Source organism: Massilia sp. CF038, assembly GCF_900129765.1.
In the GTDB taxonomy this organism is placed as follows: domain Bacteria; phylum Pseudomonadota; class Gammaproteobacteria; order Burkholderiales; family Burkholderiaceae_D; genus Telluria_A.
Genome location: NZ_FQWU01000001.1, coordinates 1,450,598 through 1,466,093 on the forward strand (window position 1 = coordinate 1,450,598; position 15,496 = coordinate 1,466,093).

Annotated in this window: 13 protein-coding genes; 3 read left to right on the top strand and 10 right to left on the bottom strand. The window is 62.9% G+C overall.

The window, feature by feature from the left end:
- Nucleotides 1-33: 33 nt before the first annotated feature.
- The 7 genes from BUC24_RS06680 to BUC24_RS06710 form a co-directional block, all read right to left on the bottom strand.
- A complete protein-coding gene (locus BUC24_RS06680) occupies nucleotides 34-1,287 on the bottom strand; it encodes a hybrid sensor histidine kinase/response regulator (RefSeq protein ID WP_073213294.1) in 1,254 nt (417 codons plus the stop codon).
- A 93-nt stretch (nucleotides 1,288-1,380) separates the two neighbouring features.
- Nucleotides 1,381-3,069: a methyl-accepting chemotaxis protein gene (locus tag BUC24_RS27490; RefSeq protein WP_073213295.1), complete on the bottom strand. Its 1,689-nt coding sequence runs from the start codon at nucleotides 3,067-3,069 to the stop codon at nucleotides 1,381-1,383.
- A 39-nt stretch (nucleotides 3,070-3,108) separates the two neighbouring features.
- Entirely contained in the window at nucleotides 3,109-3,492 is a 384-nt protein-coding gene (locus tag BUC24_RS06690) for a response regulator (protein WP_073213296.1), read from the bottom strand.
- Nucleotides 3,493-3,572: 80 nt separating this feature from the next.
- Entirely contained in the window at nucleotides 3,573-4,202 is a 630-nt protein-coding gene (locus tag BUC24_RS06695) for a response regulator transcription factor (protein ID WP_073213297.1), read from the bottom strand.
- 29 nt (nucleotides 4,203-4,231) lie between these two features.
- Complete coding sequence (locus tag BUC24_RS06700) at nucleotides 4,232-5,419, bottom strand: GGDEF domain-containing protein (RefSeq protein ID WP_073213298.1); 1,188 nt, start codon at nucleotides 5,417-5,419, stop codon at nucleotides 4,232-4,234.
- Nucleotides 5,416-7,851, bottom strand: a complete 2,436-nt coding sequence (locus BUC24_RS06705; protein ID WP_073213299.1) for a bifunctional diguanylate cyclase/phosphodiesterase — start codon at nucleotides 7,849-7,851, stop codon at nucleotides 5,416-5,418. The genes BUC24_RS06700 and BUC24_RS06705 overlap by 4 nt, the downstream gene beginning before the upstream one ends.
- Complete coding sequence (locus BUC24_RS06710) at nucleotides 7,851-8,330, bottom strand: chemotaxis protein CheW (protein WP_073213300.1); 480 nt, start codon at nucleotides 8,328-8,330, stop codon at nucleotides 7,851-7,853. The genes BUC24_RS06705 and BUC24_RS06710 overlap by 1 nt, the downstream gene beginning before the upstream one ends.
- 202 nt (nucleotides 8,331-8,532) lie before the next feature.
- On the opposite strand from BUC24_RS06710, the gene BUC24_RS06715 reads away from it, so the two are divergent.
- Nucleotides 8,533-9,540, top strand: coding sequence for an NADP-dependent oxidoreductase (locus BUC24_RS06715; RefSeq protein WP_073213301.1), 1,008 nt, complete (start codon nucleotides 8,533-8,535; stop codon nucleotides 9,538-9,540).
- A 17-nt stretch (nucleotides 9,541-9,557) separates the two neighbouring features.
- On the opposite strand, the gene BUC24_RS06720 is transcribed toward BUC24_RS06715, so the two are convergent.
- Entirely contained in the window at nucleotides 9,558-10,460 is a 903-nt protein-coding gene (locus BUC24_RS06720) for a LysR family transcriptional regulator (protein WP_073213302.1), read from the bottom strand.
- An 85-nt stretch (nucleotides 10,461-10,545) separates the two neighbouring features.
- Here BUC24_RS06720 and BUC24_RS06725 point away from each other — a divergent pair, with 85 nt between their 5' ends.
- Nucleotides 10,546-10,914, top strand: a complete 369-nt coding sequence (locus BUC24_RS06725) for a carboxymuconolactone decarboxylase family protein (protein WP_073214871.1) — start codon at nucleotides 10,546-10,548, stop codon at nucleotides 10,912-10,914.
- A 14-nt stretch (nucleotides 10,915-10,928) separates the two neighbouring features.
- On the opposite strand, the gene BUC24_RS06730 is transcribed toward BUC24_RS06725, so the two are convergent.
- Both BUC24_RS06730 and BUC24_RS06735 read right to left on the bottom strand, forming a co-directional pair.
- Nucleotides 10,929-12,443 (bottom strand): malonate--CoA ligase, encoded by a 1,515-nt coding sequence (locus BUC24_RS06730; RefSeq protein ID WP_073213303.1) that lies wholly within the window; start codon nucleotides 12,441-12,443, stop codon nucleotides 10,929-10,931.
- A gap of 96 nt (nucleotides 12,444-12,539) precedes the next feature.
- Entirely contained in the window at nucleotides 12,540-13,442 is a 903-nt protein-coding gene (locus BUC24_RS06735) for a LysR family transcriptional regulator (RefSeq protein WP_073213304.1), read from the bottom strand.
- 110 nt (nucleotides 13,443-13,552) lie between these two features.
- Here BUC24_RS06735 and ilvD point away from each other — a divergent pair, with 110 nt between their 5' ends.
- Nucleotides 13,553-15,415, top strand: a complete 1,863-nt coding sequence (gene ilvD, locus BUC24_RS06740) for a dihydroxy-acid dehydratase (protein ID WP_073213305.1) — start codon at nucleotides 13,553-13,555, stop codon at nucleotides 15,413-15,415.
- Nucleotides 15,416-15,496 lie beyond the last annotated feature (81 nt).

Sequence of the window (15,496 nt, forward strand, 5' to 3'; positions counted from 1 at the left end):
TAGTGCGGTGACTCGTGCTTGTGGCGATCCGCTTCACGGGTGGGCCGTCAGCAAAGGCAGGCTGAAACTGACAACGGCGCCGCCATCGGGATGGTCGCTGGCCCAGGCTTGTCCGCCGGCGGCAGTAATGATGCCGTGCGAAATCGACAAGCCCAGTCCCATGCCGTTTGGCTTGGTGCTGTAAAACGATTCGAAGGCACGTTCGTGATTGCCGCCAAAGCCGCAGCCATGGTCGCGCACCTGTACCTGCACTTCCTGGGTGCCCAGCAAGCTGGCGCCAATGTGCAGCACGCGCGGCGGCGCGCTGTGCTGCATCGCATCCATTCCGTTGAGCAGGAGATTGACCATGACTTGCTGCAGCTGAACCGGGTCGGCCGCCACCGGCAGCGCGAGCGCGGTGTGCTCGTGTTGCAGCGTGATCTGTCGGCCGCGTGCTTCGGCCGCCAACAGGTCCACCGTGGCGCCGACCAGCGTACCAAGATCAAGCTCGACAGCGACAGCGTCGGATTTGCGCAAGGTGGCCCGCATGCGCTGGATCAGGTCGCTCGCGCGCAAGTCGTCGCGCCGGATATCTGCCAGGATTTCCGCCACTTCATCGAGGGGCGGTGGCGTCATGCGCAGAAACAGTTCGGCTGCTTCCGCATTGCTCAGAATCGCGGCGAGCGGCTGGTTCAACTCGTGCACCAGGGCCGCGCTGCACACGCTGGCACTGGCATTGCGGTTCATGTGGGCAATCTCGGCCAGGCGCTGCTGCGCTTCGCGCTCGGCAAGGTCGCGCTGCTGGCGTTCGCTCATCAACGCCAGCTCGGCGCGTGCCAATTCGCCCGCCTTGGTCTCGACCAGTTGCTGCAGGTTGTCGTTCTGCCACGCCAGCAACTTTTGCAGGCGCGCCAGCTTGAGCTGGGCCGCCACACGCGCTTTAACTTCAAGGAAATTGTACGGTTTGGAGATAAAGTCGACGCCTCCGGATTCAAAGCCGCGCAGCTTGTCGTCGGTGTCATCAAAGGCCGACAGGAAAATCACTGGCACATCGCGCAAGGCGGCGTGCTGCTTGAGGGCGCGGCAAACCTGGTAGCCATCCATGCCGGGCATGCGCACATCGAGCAAAATCAGTTCAGGAGAACGTGCCTTGGCACTCCACAGGGCCAGTTCACCATCGGGCGCTTCGCGCACCCGGTAGCCGGCCTTTTCCAGCAGGGAGGTCAACAGACGCAGCGAGGCGGGCGTATCCTCCACCACGAGGATGTCGCCGCCGTCGTCGAGCGGGTGCGGCACGTCAGGCATCATCGGCGCGGGGCCTCCGGTGTGGTTGTTTGTTCCATACCAATTGTCACAGATCATAAACGACAACGGCATGGAACTCAATCCGGACCGTCCCGCTTAAAAACTGGTCCAGTCGCCACCGCTGGCAGCCTGGGCCAGGCGGGCAGGGCGTGGTGCCGGCAAGCGCTTGGCTGGGGCCTTGGCGGCGGGCTTTGCTGCCGGGCTTGGTGCTGCGGCTGCCACGGCGAAGCCTTGCTGGGCGTTGCCAGGCAAAACGAAAATACTGACGGTGCGCGCCAGCGCCGCCGCCTGCTCCTGCAAGCTGGCAGCCGCGGCGGCCGATTCTTCGACCAGCGCCGCGTTCTGCTGGGTTACCTCATCCATTTGCACCACGGCCTGGTTGATCTGCTCGATGCCGGCGCTTTGCTCTTCGCTGGCGGCCGCAATTTCGCTCATGATGTCAGACACCTGGCGTACCGACACCATCACTTTTTCGATCGTCGCGCCGGCGTCGTTCACCAGCACGCCACCGGTGTTGGCCTTTTCCACCGAGTCGTTGATCAGGACCTTGATTTCTTTGGCGGCGTTGGCCGAGCGCTGGGCCAGGCTGCGCACTTCGGTCGCCACGACGGCAAAGCCGCGTCCTTGTTCGCCGGCGCGGGCTGCTTCCACGGCGGCATTCAGCGCCAGGATATTGGTCTGGAAGGCGATTCCGTCGATCACGGCGATAATCTCGTTCATCTTGCGCGAGCTTTCCTTGATCAGGCCCATGGTCTCGATCACCTTGCCCACGGCGGCGCCGCCTTCCGTGGCGTGCGCCGTGGCGCTGCCCACCAGGGCGTTGGCGCTGCGGGCATTGTCGGCATTTTGCTTGACGGTCGAGGTAAGTTCTTCCATCGACGAAGCGGTTTCCTCCAGGCTGGCAGCCTGTTGTTCGGTGCGCGAGGACAGGTCCAGGTTGCCTGCGGCGATTTCGCTGGACGCCGTGGCAATGGTGTCACTGCTGTTGCGCACCTCGCCCACGGTGGCGGTCAACGCTTTGACCATGTCACGCAGTGCGCCCAGCATGCGACCCAGTTCATTGGTTGAATCGACGCGAATGTCCTGGGCCAGATTGCCCGCAGCGATCTGGTCAGCGACCTTGATGGCCACGCCCAGCGGCACGGTGATCGACACGATCAGCCACATGCCGCCTGCCGCGCCCAGCAGCATGGCCAGCACGATGGCGCCAATGGCGACCGCGCGGAAGCTCTGGAAGTGCTCCTGGGACGAGAGGTATTCCTCTTTGCCGACGTCCTGCTGCAGTTCGATCAAGGCGCTCATCGGCACCCGCGCTTCGCTATACAGATGATCCATGGTGCCATGTACCATTTTGGTGGCGGCAGCCAGATCGCCGGCCCGCACTGCAGCGATGGTGGGGCGCACGCCGTCTTTCAGGAAGGCGATACGTTTGGCCGTGAAATCGGCCGCCAGATTCTTTTCTTTATCCGTCAAGAAGGTCGCGTTGTAGGCCGCAACGACCTTGTCGCCCGCCTCGATGTCCTTTTCCAGGGAATCCATCTGCGCCGCGTTTTTGGCCGGATCGTCCGTCAATGCCTTGGCCAGCATCAGCTGGTGGCGATTGACCAGCCGAATCACGCGGTCCAGGTCGCCCATGGCCACCAGCCGGTCTTCATAGACGGTTTTGAGCGAGGCGTTGACCGAACTGAGGGCATTCAGCCCGCCCACGCCGATCAGCAGGCTGCACGACAGCAGGAAGCCGATGATGGCAATCAGGCGGGTTTTGATGGCAATATTCTTTAACATGGTGTTCTCCTGATGGAAAGCGAAGGGCAAAGTGAGGGTTTAATGGAGGGGAAGGCCGGCGGTGGCGCTGCGGATGGCTGCCACCAGCAGGGCTGAACTGACCGGTTTGCACAAAAAGCTGCTGCAGCCAAGCCGGGTCGCGCGCTGGCGCGCTTCCGGATGGTCGCGTCCGGTAATGAAGATGACGGGGGTGCGGTCACCCTGGTGGACCAGCATTTCCTGCAATGCCAGCCCGGACATGCCGTCGAGGTCAATGTCCAGCAGCAGGCAGTCGAAGGTGGCGCCCGGCGCCAGTGTCAGCAGTTGTTCCGCCGAGACAAAGGCATCGACCGCGTAGCCGTGCGCACGCAGCAGCCGCGCCAGTGCGCGGTTGGTGGGCAGGTCGTTTTCGACCAGAGCAATGCGGTGCGGGGAAGATGACATTTTTGACCTGAGGCAACAGTTCCGATAACGAACTGTATGCGCCTGCAAGCCTTTTGTAACTGGTACTTTGGTACAGGTCCTCAGGCGGCTTTGAGCACACCAAGGCGTGACGCGGCCATCACCAGCTCCGCCAGGGAGTCAACTTGCATTTTTTCCATCACGCTGCGCCGGTGTTCCTTGACGGTGCGTTCCGTATTGCCAAGCTGGTCGGCAATCTGTTTGTTGAGCAGGCCTTGCACGACCAGGGCGAATACCTGCTGCTCGCGCGGGGTCAGCTGCGCCATGCGCGCCTGCATGGCTTGCAGCTCGCCGATGGACTGCGCGTCGAGACGGCAACGGGCCACGGCGCGTTCGACCGCTTCAAACAGCTGTTCGCTGGCGACCGGTTTGGCCAGAAAGTCCTCGGCCTCGGCCTTGATGGCGCGCACGCTCATGGCGATGTTGGCGCCGCCACTTAAAAAGACGATCGGCAGGCGGTGGTGGATGCCGACCAGGTAATCCTGCAACTGCAGGCCCGACAGCCCGGGCATGTGGACATCCAGCAGAATGGCACCGGGGCCCGGGGCGGGCGGCGCGGCCAGGAAGCTCGCTGCCGAGGCGTGCTGGGCAACCGCATAGCCCGCCGCGCTCAGCAGCCGGCCCAGGGCCGTGCGCAAGGCATCGTCATCGTCGACGATATGAATTGTCACGCCGCTGAGGGTTGTGTCCATAACGACACATTCTGCCCGCTAAGGCAGGCTTAGGCAAGCGCGCAGGCCGGGGCCGGTGTCGCCTGGCAAACGCGGTCGCGTCCGCTTTCCTTGGCGCGGTAGAGGGCGCTGTCGGCGCGCGCAATCAGGGCCGCCATTTCAAACCCAGGCTGCTGCGGCATGATGGCCAGGCCGGCGCTGACGCTGGCGCCATCGCCCAGACCATCGATACTGGCGCTGTTGCGGTGAAAGTGCGCCCGGACGCGTTCGGCCAGGGCCAGGGCCGCGGCCGGTGCGGGATTGTCGAGGACGATGCAAAATTCTTCGCCACCCCAGCGGCAAGCGGCGGCATTAGGCAGTTTGACCGAGGCCAGCACCTGACCCATCACCACCAGCACCTTGTCGCCCATCTCGTGACCGTGGGTGTCGTTGATGGCCTTGAAATAATCAATGTCGAGCAGCAGCACACCCAGTGTCTGCCCGCCGTCTGGCCCGCGTGCCAGCAGCGGATCGAGATGCTGGCGCAGGCCGCGCCGGTTCAGCAAGCCCGTGAGCGCGTCGCGCCCGGCCATGGCGCGTACTTCACCCACCAGGCGCAGCATGATCAGCAGGAACAGGGCCCAGTTGCCAATCAGGGTATTGAGAATGGCGCCGGCAGCGCTGACCAGATTGGCCAGCGGCAGCTGGGGCGCACCGTACGACACCGGCGCGGCGCTGCCGACAATCAGAATGCCCTGGACCAGGCCCGCGCAAGCCTGCAGGGCCACCGTGGCAGCTGCGACCTGAAAAACGCGCCGGGCCAGCTTTTCCTGGCTGGTCCAGAGGATCCAGGCAGTCCAGGCATTGACCACGGTTTGATGGGTCGACAGCGCGCCAATGCGCCAGGCCGTGTCGGGTACCAGCAAAGTGAATACGATCGTGACCACCACCACAATGGCCGACAGCAGCCACAGCGCGCGCATGGCGCCGGGCCGGCCGCAGAACTGCATGGTGCCGGCCAAAATGCACACCTGGCCAACAGCGACCGGGATGTTAAACAGCAGCGAGGCCACGCGCCAGTCTTCGATCAGGCGCGGGCCGTCGACCATGGTGGCCAGGCCAATGCAGCAGCAGCCGATCGCCCACAGCAGCACACCCGGCATTTGCCGCGCTACCCGGTACAAGGTGGCAAACATGGCGCCAGCCGTCAGCGAGGCCAGGCCCAGCACGGTGAGCAAGGTTGGTTCGTCGAAATTCATGGCGTCTCCAGCAAAGTTGGGGTGCTTGCCGCGCTGGCCATGCGCAGGGCTTCTTCAAAGCGCGCCACGGGCACGGGCTTGCCGAACAAATAGCCCTGGTAGACATGGCAGCCGGCGGCCGCCAGCGCATCGCGCTGCGCCACCGTTTCCACCCCCTCGGCAATGACTTCCATGCCCAGGCTCTGGCCCAGCGCGACGATGGTGCGCACAATGGCCATGTCGCTTGGGGCTGGCAGTTCGCGCACAAAGGTCTGGTCGATCTTGAGCTGGTTCAGGGGCAGGCGTTTCAGGTAGGACAGCGAGGAATAGCCGGTACCGAAATCGTCGAGCGAAATACCGATGCCAGCCTGCTTGAGGGCGTTGATGGTTTCGATGACCAGGTCGGTGTGCTCGAGCAGCATGCCTTCGGTCAGTTCCAGTTTCAGACGGGCGGGATGGGCGCCGCTGCGCGCCAGCACCGCCAGCACCTGGTCGACAAAATCGGGCTGGCTGAACTGGCTGGCGCTGACGTTGACAGCCAGGCTGAGCTTGCCTGCGACAGGGTCGTCAGTCCACGCCGCCAGCTGAGCACATGCTGTCTCCAGCACCCAGTGGCCCAGCGGCAGAATCAGGCCGCTGGACTCGGCCAGCGGAATGAATTCGCCGGGCGAGACCATGCCGCGTTTCGGATGCTGCCAGCGCACCAGCACTTCCGCACCGCGCACCTGCCCATGCGAATCGATCTGCACCTGGTAGTGCAGCAGGAATTGCTGCTGCTCGAGCGCCAGGCGCAAATCCTGCTCCAGGGCCAGACGTGCGGCCACGGCCGCCTGCGTGGCCGGGTCGAAAAAGCGCACGGTGTTACGCCCGGCTGCCTTGGCCTGGTACATGGCCGTGTCGGCACGCTGCACCAGTTCATCAACGCTGTGCAGCTGGCCACGAAACAGGGAAATCCCAATGCTGGGTGAACTGAGATAGGGGAAGGCCTCGATTTCGTAGGTGCCAGCCAATGCGGCGCGCACCGTTTCCGCCCGGGCGGCCACCTGGCGCTGAGCCTCGGCCGGATCGGACGAGAGCCCGGTGGCCAGCACGGCAAACTCGTCGCCGCCCATGCGGGCTACCTGGTCCGCGCCATTCAGGCAGGCGTGCAAACGCTGGGCCACGGCCTTGAGCAGCAAGTCGCCCCGCTCGTGGCCCTGGGTGTCGTTCAAGACCTTGAAATGGTCCAGGTCAATCAGCAGCAAGGCGCCGTGCTGCATGCCGGGGACGCTGGCGTCCATCGCAGCGGCAACGCGCTCCAGCAGCAGGCGCCGGTTGGGAAGGCCAGTCAATTCGTCGAACCAGGCCAGGCGGCTGATCTCGTCCTGCGCGCGCTGGCGTTCCAGATCGGCGATCTGACGGGCGTCGCGCAGCGAGGCGTGCCCCTCTTCGATTGCCTGCAGGTCGCGTGCGCGCCGCCGGGCTGCCTGGCCGGCGACCGCCAAAAAGCCCAGCGACAGCATGATGAACGCGGCCGTCAGGCCAGCGATGATCCCTACCTGGCGCATCCAGCCGGCCATGGCGTGCTGGTTCGATTCGCCGACCCATACATAGAAACCGTATTTGCTGCTGCGCTCGTAGGAAAAGGTGGTGGTCGCACCACTTTGGGCCGAGCGGCTGGTGGTGTAGGTGCCGCGCGCGGCATCGCGCTTGAGTGCCTGCTGCAGTTCCGGCGACAGGCGGCTGTCGCCAACGGCCAGCTTCAGCGTGCCAGCCTGACCGCTGCGCCAGGCAATGGCCTTGAAGTGGGCATCGCGCAGCACAATGCTGGCACCGGGCTGGAGTTCGATTTTTTCCAGCATGGTGCCGAGCTGGGTGGTATCGAGCGCGCCCGTGACCACGCCGCCAAAGCGGCCGTCGGGCAGATCGAGACGGCGCGCGAACGGCCAGATCCAGCGCTGGCTCAGACGCCCCAATACGGGTTCGTTCATATAGAGCGCACGCTGGGGACGCACGGCAAGCGCTGCGAAGTAGCTGCGCTGGGACAGATTCAGCGGCGGAAAGACGGGCAACTGGCCAAAAATGACGTCACCGCGCGCATTGCTGGCCACGAGGGTCGGCACCACGTGCAGGCGTTCCTGCTGGCGCAGCATGAACTGGTTGACAGCGCGCGCGTCGATGGTGCCGCTGGCACGCTGGCGCGCGATTTCGTCGCTGGTGGCCAACAGCGACAGGTCGATTGAGTCGACCACCCCATCGATGGTCAGCACAACCGAGCCGGCCAGATTGCGCGTGGTGACCGCTACCCGTTCCTCGGCGTAGCGGCGCAGATAGAGCAGGGTAAGCACCGACGTGACGATAATCGCCACGATGGCCGTGCAAATGGCCAGGCATAGCAGGCGCCGCACATGGCTGGCGCGCGCTGTGCCCTGGGTAGCGTCAGAGCCGCCGGTGGCCATCGCAGCGTCGTTCATCAAGCCGCCAGACTGTCCAGGTCCACCGCATCGGCGCCGGCTACGGGCTGGGCAATGTCAACCAGGATCAGCATGCGCTGGTCCAGCGTCCCGATGCCGGTCACGAACTCGGCATAGCTGCCGGCGCTGATCGCCGGCACGGGCTTGATCTGATCGGGCGTGAGCGCAAGTACTTCGGACACGCTGTCGACGACCACGCCAATCTGCGCGCCGTTGACCACCAGGATGACCACCACTGTGAACTGGTCATACACCGGGTCGGGCAGTTTGAACTTGATGCGCAGGTCAATGATGGGCACGATCACGCCGCGCAGGTGAATCACGCCTTTGACGTGATCGGGGCAATTGGCGATGCTGGTCACGGCGGTGTAGGGGCGCAGTTCCTGCACTTGCTGGATGTCGACACCGTATTCTTCGGCGCCAAGCCGAAAACTCAGAAATTCGAGAATGGTATCGGCGGTTTGGGTAGTCGTTTGCATGCGGGCCTTTCGTTGCCGTGCGTGGAAGATGATTGCACTGTAGGCACAAACGAGGCGGGCGTATATTGTCCTTTGGTGCAAGGAGGGGCAGGAGGCTTATCAAGTTGATATGGTTACCGCGCCGGGGAAAAATGGTTGGCAAAGTTGTCGGGCAAAGATATGATGATCATCATATTTTACTATTCGCACTAAGGAAGTCGACATGAAAGCACTGGTTTTGGAACGTTACGCGGGCGCCGGCGGGATTGAATTCGCCGACATTGCCGGACCACGCATTGAACCGAACGAGATTTTGGTGCAGGTGCATGCGGCTGGCCTCAATCCGATCGACTACATGATCGCGAAAGGTGATTTCAAGCCCATCATCAAACTGGGCTTGCCTGCCACCTTGGGCAGCGATCTGGCCGGCGTGGTCACATCGGTCGGCAGTGCGGTCACCCGCTTCAAGGTAGGCGACGCGGTGTATGCCAGTACCTTTGACCTGGGCTTTGGTGCGCTGGCAGAGTATGTCGCCGTGCCCGAACACGCAGCGGCGCTCAAGCCGGCCAAGCTCGATTTCGTGCAAGCCGCCTCCATCCCGATGGTTGGCCTGACGTCATGGCAGGCGTTGAAGGAGCGCGCGCAGGTCAAGCCTGGCCAGAAAGTCTTCATCCCCGCGGGTTCGGGTGGTATAGGAACGTTTGCCATTCAGCTTGCGAAGCATCTGGGTGCGACGGTTGGCACCACCACCAGCACGGCCAATCTGGCGCTGGTGCGCAGCCTGGGCGCAGACGAGGTGGTCGACTACAAGAGCCAGGCCTTTGAAGATGTGCTGAGCGGGTACGACGTGGTGCTTGGCACGGTCAAGGGTGACGGGCTGGAAAAAGCGCTCCGGATCGTTAAGGCCGGGAGCGCGGTCGTGTCGTTGATCGGCCCGCCGACTGCCGCCTTTGCGCGGGCGCGCGGGATGAACGTCGTCTTGCGGTTTGTGTTTGGCCTATTGAGCCGCAAGATCATCGGCCGGGCCAGAGCGCGCGATGCCTCGTATTCGTTCCTGTTTGTGCGCGCTGATGGCAGTCAGCTGGCTCACATCGCCACTCTGATTGAAGCGTCGCATATCCGTCCGGTTGTTGACCGAGTATTCCCGTTCGCGCAAGCGAAGGAGGCGATTGCGTATCTGGAGGGCGGGCGTGCCAAGGGAAAGGTCGTGGTGCAAATGCTTGCGCCATGAGCGGCGCAAGGAATTGGTCATGGCTGTTTTGCAGCCCGAACCAACGCAAGAAAATGCGGCAGGATGGGGGACGCATTTGAACTGGCAAAAGCCACAGCGAGTCCCACGCGCAGCGGGCGGCCGTCTTCCTTGAGAGGGCGGAATACGACACCGTTGCGTTTGATTGCTTGCAGGGATGCGGGTATCAGCGCGACGCCCTTGTTCTCCGCGATCAAGCCCAGAAGAATGTGATGGTCGGCCGGTTCCGCAAGCTTGTGCGGTTTGAAGTTGATGCGGTCGAAATGCGATTCACAGTAGTCGTAATAACCGGGATTGAGGCGCCGCTCGAACCAGAACAGGGCTTCATCGTGCAGAGCGTCGAAGCCAACCTTGCGTTTTTTTGCCAGGGGATGCTGCGCGGGCAAAGCGACTACCAAGGGCTCTTCCAGAATCGTTTCCACCGTCAGCCCCTGGGCATCGGTATGCAAGCCGATGAAGGCGGCATCCATCGCGCCGTTTTTGATGTCGCGTACCAGACTGATCGAATGTTTGCCTTTGATACCGAAGCGCCACTGCGGGAACTGCAGGCGCAGCGCTTCGAACACGTCGGGCATCACGCTGCGGTCGAACACTGTCGTGTAGCCCACCACAAACTGGCCGCCCGCTGCGCCCTTGGCATGTTGGGCCACCGCGACCGCCTTTTCGGCCTGGGCCAAAGTGCGCCGGACTTCAGGCAGGAAGGCAGCACCCGCTTCGGTCAGTGTCACCCCGGCCTTGTGGCGTGTGAATAGCTGGACGCCCAGCTGTTCTTCCAGTTGCCGGATTTGCCTGCTTAACGGCGGCTGGGAGATATGCAGGCGCAGTGCCGCGCGTCCAAAGTGACGTTCTTCACATACCGCCACAAAGTAGCGGAACTGGCGCAAATCGATCGATTCGTTCATACCGAAAAGGTATCACAAAAATGGTATTGGAAACGTGCGCCGCCGCCCGCTACATTGGCCGCTCCACATGCTGAAAGGATCAAACATGGACAACGAACGCTACCTGCGGGGCTGGGCCAAGCTCAAGGAAGTCGATGGCAAGGCAGGCGAAAACGTCATCGACAGCCTGCGTGATATCGCGCCCGACTTTGCGCGGATGATTATTGAATTTCCCTTCGGGGATATCTATTCGCGCCCGGGGCTGGACCTGAAGACACGCGAACTGGCGGTTGTGGCGGCGCTGACGGCGCTGGGCAACGCTGCGCCGCAATTGAAGGTGCACATTCACGGCGCGCGCAACGTCGGTTGCTCGGAACAGGAAATCGTGGAAGTGATCATGCAGATGGCCGTGTATGCCGGCTTTCCTGCTGCCCTCAACGGCCTGTTTGCGGCAAAGGACGTGTTCGCAACGTAGAGTATGCGGTTTGCTCAGCCGGGTGCTGCGTAACGCTCACGCAGGACATTCTTTTGCACCTTACCCATGGTGTTGCGCGGCAGTTCAGGCACAACGTGGCAGCGCTTGGGGATCTTGAAGTTGGCCAGCATGGCCTTGAGCGACGACAGGATGGCGGCAGGGTCGGGCTGCGCGCCCGGCTTGGGAACGATGATGGCCACGCCGACTTCGCCAAAATCGGCATCCGGCACCCCCACGACGGCACTTTCGGCCACGCCGGGGAGGTTATTGATATAGCCTTCAATCTCGGCGGGGTACACGTTGTAGCCACCGCTGATAATCAAATCCTTGCTACGCCCGACAATGGTGACGTAGCCGTCGGCATCGACCTTGCCCACATCGCCGGTCTTGAAATAGCCGTCTGCCGTGAATTCCTCCTTGGTCTTTTCGGGCATCTGCCAGTAGCCGCTGAATACATTCGGCCCCTTGACTTCGATGCCGCCAATCGCACCTGGCGGAAGCGAAATGCCGCGTTCATCGCTGACGCGCAGCGAGACGCCGGGCAGAGGGAGACCAACCGTGCCGCCACGCCGCTCGCCCCCGCTGTATGGATTCGACGTCAGCATGACCGTTTCGCTCATGCCGTAGCGCTCCAGGATGGTGTGGCCGGTGCGCTCTGTCCACTGGCGGAAGGTTTCCAGCAGCAGCGGTGCCGATCCCGAAATGAACAGGCGCATGTTGCGCGCCGCCGTGGTGTCGAGACCAGGTTCGGCAAGCAGGCGCACATACAAGGTCGGCACGCCCATGAAAACGGTTGCCTCAGGCAGTCGGGCCAGCACGCCCTTGGGATCGAATTTGGCAAACCAGATCATCTTGCTGCCGTTGAGCAGCGCGCCGTGCACCGCCACGAACAGACCATGAATATGGAAGATCGGCAGGGCGTGGATCAGCACGTCGCCGCGCTGCCAGCCCCAGTAGTGTTTCAGTACGCGCGCATTGCTCAACATGTTGCCGTGGGTGAGCATTGCCCCCTTGCTGCGCCCGGTGGTGCCGCTGGTGTACAGAATGACGGCCAGGTCGTCGCTCTTGCGCGCCGCTGCCGTGTGCTGGTCGGCGCATTGTGCTGCCTGGTCCAACAGCGTTCCGCTGCGCTTGTCATCCAGGGTGAATACATGCTCCGCGCCATGCTGGCGGGCGATCCGGCTGATCCAATCCAGATTGGCGCTGCTGCAGACGACGACGGCGGGCGTGGCGTCGCTGAGGAAGTGTTCCATTTCGGTCTGGCGGTAGGCCGTATTGAGCGGCAGGAAAACATAGCCCGCGCGCAGGGTCGCGAGGTACAGCATCAAGGCTTCCACCGATTTCTCGGCCTGCATGGCGATGCGCGCGCCTGGGGCCAATGCAAGCGATTCAAGCAGCACAGCCATCATTGCCGTGCCACGCTCCAGATCGCGCCACGAATAGCACAGGCCATCATCGGTTTCGATGGCGACGCTATCCAGGTCGGCAGGAAAGCTGGCACGCAAGGCTGCAAACAGGTTGTCGTTCATTCGTCACTCCAGGGGCGCGTGATGCGGATTGGTAAGCGGCGGCCACAATTGGGCTGCCGTGGAGCGGGTATCTTAATCGAATGCGCCCGCCTGTGCTTACAGGGTTTTACGCATCAGATCGAGGAACCCTTTGAGCACCGGCGAAGCATTATCGCGGCGCCAGGCCAACCCCGTCTCTACCTGCGGCGTGGCGTGCGCCAGCGGATAATATTGCACACCCGGGCGGCGCAAATTGCTGACGGACTGCGGTACCAGTGCGATCCCCATGCCAGCCGATACAAGGCTGACGATGGTTTGCATCTGGATCGCTTCCTGGCCAATCACGGGCGTGATGCCGGCGCTGCGGAACACGGCCAGAATGGCATCGTACAGGCCGGGCGAGATGGCGCGCGGGAAGATGATCAGCGGTAGCGCCAGCAAGGTGCGCAGGTCCGCTTCGCGCTTGCCGCGCAGTGCGCGCAGTCCGGCGGGCGCGGCCAGGATCAGCGGCTCGCTCAGCACCGGCAGGTAGTCCAGCGCGGCCCTGGCCTTGTCCGGCAGCGGCGGGATCAACAGGCCAGCGTCGATGCGGCCGTTAAGCAGTTCGTCGAGCTGCAGATCCGAGGTCGCTTCCTGAAGCGTGATCTGCACATGCGGGTAGGCCGCCCGGTAAGCGCGCAGGAAGGGCGGCAACACGCTGTAGTCGGCCGACGATACAAAAGCCAGGGCCAGCTTGCCTGACTCGCCCAATGCCGCCCGTTGCGCCAGCGCCGGCAGTTCCCCGGCCTGGGTCAACAGGCGGCGCGCCTCCGGCAGCAATGCCGCGCCGGCCGCAGTGAGTGCAACGCCGCGTCGGTTGCGGTCGAACAGCGCTGCGCCCAGCAGTTCCTCGAGCGCGAAGATGGTTTGCGACAGCGGCGGCTGGGTCATCTGCAGACGGGCGGCAGCCCGGCCAAAATGGAGCTCTTCGGCGACGGTGACAAAGTAGCGCAACTGGCGCAGTTCGATGTGAGATGACATGGCTCTGTGATATGCATGGAGTATTACAGACCATTAAATCATATATTGGACAACTGGTGGCCAAGGAGGCACACTGATGGCTCCATTTTTATGCTGCTGCAGGAGACACCATGCCAACTTACCGTTCACGCACCACCACCCACGGCCGTAATATGGCAGGCGCGCGCGCCTTGTGGCGCGCCACTGGCATGAAGGATGGTGACTTTGACAAGCCAATCGTCGCGGTCGTCAATTCGTTCACGCAGTTCGTACCCGGCCATGTCCACCTGAAGGACCTGGGCCAGCTGGTCGCGCGCGAGATCGAGGCAGCTGGCGGTGTGGCCAAGGAATTCAACACCATCGCCGTCGATGACGGCATTGCGATGGGCCACGGCGGCATGCTGTATTCGCTGCCTTCGCGCGACCTGATCGCCGATTCGGTCGAGTACATGGTCAACGCGCATTGCGCGGATGCGATGGTGTGCATCTCCAACTGCGACAAAATCACGCCGGGCATGCTGATGGCTGCCATGCGTCTGAATATACCGGTGGTGTTTGTATCGGGCGGGCCGATGGAGGCGGGCAAGGTGCTCAAAGTGGTCGACGGCCAGAAGAAAATCATCAAGCTTGATCTGGTGGACGCCATGATCAAGGCCGGCGACAGCACCGTGAGTGATGCCGACGTGGCCGAGATCGAGCGTTCCGCCTGTCCGACCTGCGGTTCCTGCTCGGGCATGTTTACCGCCAATTCCATGAACTGCCTGACCGAGGCGCTGGGCCTGTCCCTGCCGGGCAATGGCACCATTCTGGCAACGCATTCGGACCGCAAGGAGCTGTTCCTGCGCGCCGGGCGCCTGGTGGTGGAATTGGCCAAGCGCTATTACGAACAGGATGATGCGACTGTCCTGCCGCGCAATATCGCCACCAAGGCCGCGTTTGAAAACGCGATGGCGCTGGACGTGTCGATGGGCGGTTCCACCAACACGGTGCTGCACTTGCTCGCTGCCGCGCACGAAGCAGGGGTCGAGTTCAAGATGGCAGATATCGACCGCATTTCGCGCAAGGTGCCTTGCCTGTGCAAGGTGGCGCCCATGACCGACAAGTATCACATCGAAGACGTGCACCGCGCTGGCGGCATTACCGCCATTCTGGGCGAACTGGCGCGCGCCGGCCTGCTCGACACTTCGGTCTACAGCGTGCATGCGCCGACCCTGGGCGAGGCGATTGAGCGCAATGACATTACCCGCAGCGACGATCCGGCGGTGCACCAGCTGTTCCGCGCCGCGCCAGGTGGCGTGCCGACCCAGACGGCGTTTTCGCAGTCGGAGCGTTTTCAGGCGCTCGACCTCGATCGCAGCACCGGCTGCATTCGCGACAAGGCACACGCCTATTCGCAGGATGGCGGGCTGGCCGTCCTGTACGGTAACCTGGCCGAAAACGGCTGCATCGTCAAGACTGCCGGCGTGGACGAAAGCATCCTGAAATTCAGCGGCAAGGCGCGCGTGTTTGAAAGCCAGGACGCGGCGGTCGAAGCCATTCTGGGCGACACCGTGCACGAAGGCGATGTCGTCATCATCCGCTACGAAGGCCCCAAAGGCGGACCGGGCATGCAGGAAATGCTGTACCCCACCTCGTACATCAAATCCAAAGGCCTGGGCAAGGCGTGTGCGTTGTTTACCGACGGGCGCTTCTCGGGTGGTTCGTCCGGCCTGGTGATTGGCCACGCCTCGCCGGAGGCAGCTGAAGGCGGCGCCATCGGCCTGGTGGAAGAGGGCGACATGATCGATATCGATATCCCGGAGCGCACCGTCAATCTGCGCGTCAGCACCGAAGAGCTGGCCCACCGGCGCGCCGCCATGCAGGCGCGCGGGGACAAGGCCTGGCAGCCGCTGGACCGTGAACGCTACGTTTCGCAGGCGCTGCAGGCGTACGCGGCGCTGACCACTTCGGCGGACCGCGGCGCGGTGCGTGATCTGGCCCAGCTCAAGCGCTAAGGTAAATTGCATTAAATCTTATTCAAATGGCATTTTGATGGCCTTTCTGGTTTAGTATTGCCCAGTTGCAGCAGTCTTCTT

Bases quoted from the DNA above. Each gene is read 5' to 3' on its own strand.
- BUC24_RS06710 (WP_073213300.1), bottom strand. From the start codon at position 8,330: ATGCAAACGACTACCCAAACCGCCGATACCATTCTCGAATTTCTGAGT.
- BUC24_RS06730 (WP_073213303.1), bottom strand. From the start codon at position 12,443: ATGAACGACAACCTGTTTGCAGCCTTGCGTGCCAGCTTTCCTGCCGAC.
- BUC24_RS06720 (WP_073213302.1), bottom strand. From the start codon at position 10,460: ATGAACGAATCGATCGATTTGCGCCAGTTCCGCTACTTTGTGGCGGTA.
- BUC24_RS06690 (WP_073213296.1), bottom strand. From the start codon at position 3,492: ATGTCATCTTCCCCGCACCGCATTGCTCTGGTCGAAAACGACCTGCCC.
- BUC24_RS06725 (WP_073214871.1), top strand. From the start codon at position 10,546: ATGGACAACGAACGCTACCTGCGGGGCTGGGCCAAGCTCAAGGAAGTC.
- BUC24_RS06735 (WP_073213304.1), bottom strand. From the start codon at position 13,442: ATGTCATCTCACATCGAACTGCGCCAGTTGCGCTACTTTGTCACCGTC.
- BUC24_RS27490 (WP_073213295.1), bottom strand. From the start codon at position 3,069: ATGTTAAAGAATATTGCCATCAAAACCCGCCTGATTGCCATCATCGGC.
- BUC24_RS06700 (WP_073213298.1), bottom strand. From the start codon at position 5,419: ATGAATTTCGACGAACCAACCTTGCTCACCGTGCTGGGCCTGGCCTCG.
- BUC24_RS06715 (WP_073213301.1), top strand. From the start codon at position 8,533: ATGAAAGCACTGGTTTTGGAACGTTACGCGGGCGCCGGCGGGATTGAA.
- ilvD (WP_073213305.1), top strand. From the start codon at position 13,553: ATGCCAACTTACCGTTCACGCACCACCACCCACGGCCGTAATATGGCA.
- BUC24_RS06705 (WP_073213299.1), bottom strand. From the start codon at position 7,851: ATGAACGACGCTGCGATGGCCACCGGCGGCTCTGACGCTACCCAGGGC.
- BUC24_RS06680 (WP_073213294.1), bottom strand. From the start codon at position 1,287: ATGATGCCTGACGTGCCGCACCCGCTCGACGACGGCGGCGACATCCTC.
- BUC24_RS06695 (WP_073213297.1), bottom strand. From the start codon at position 4,202: ATGGACACAACCCTCAGCGGCGTGACAATTCATATCGTCGACGATGAC.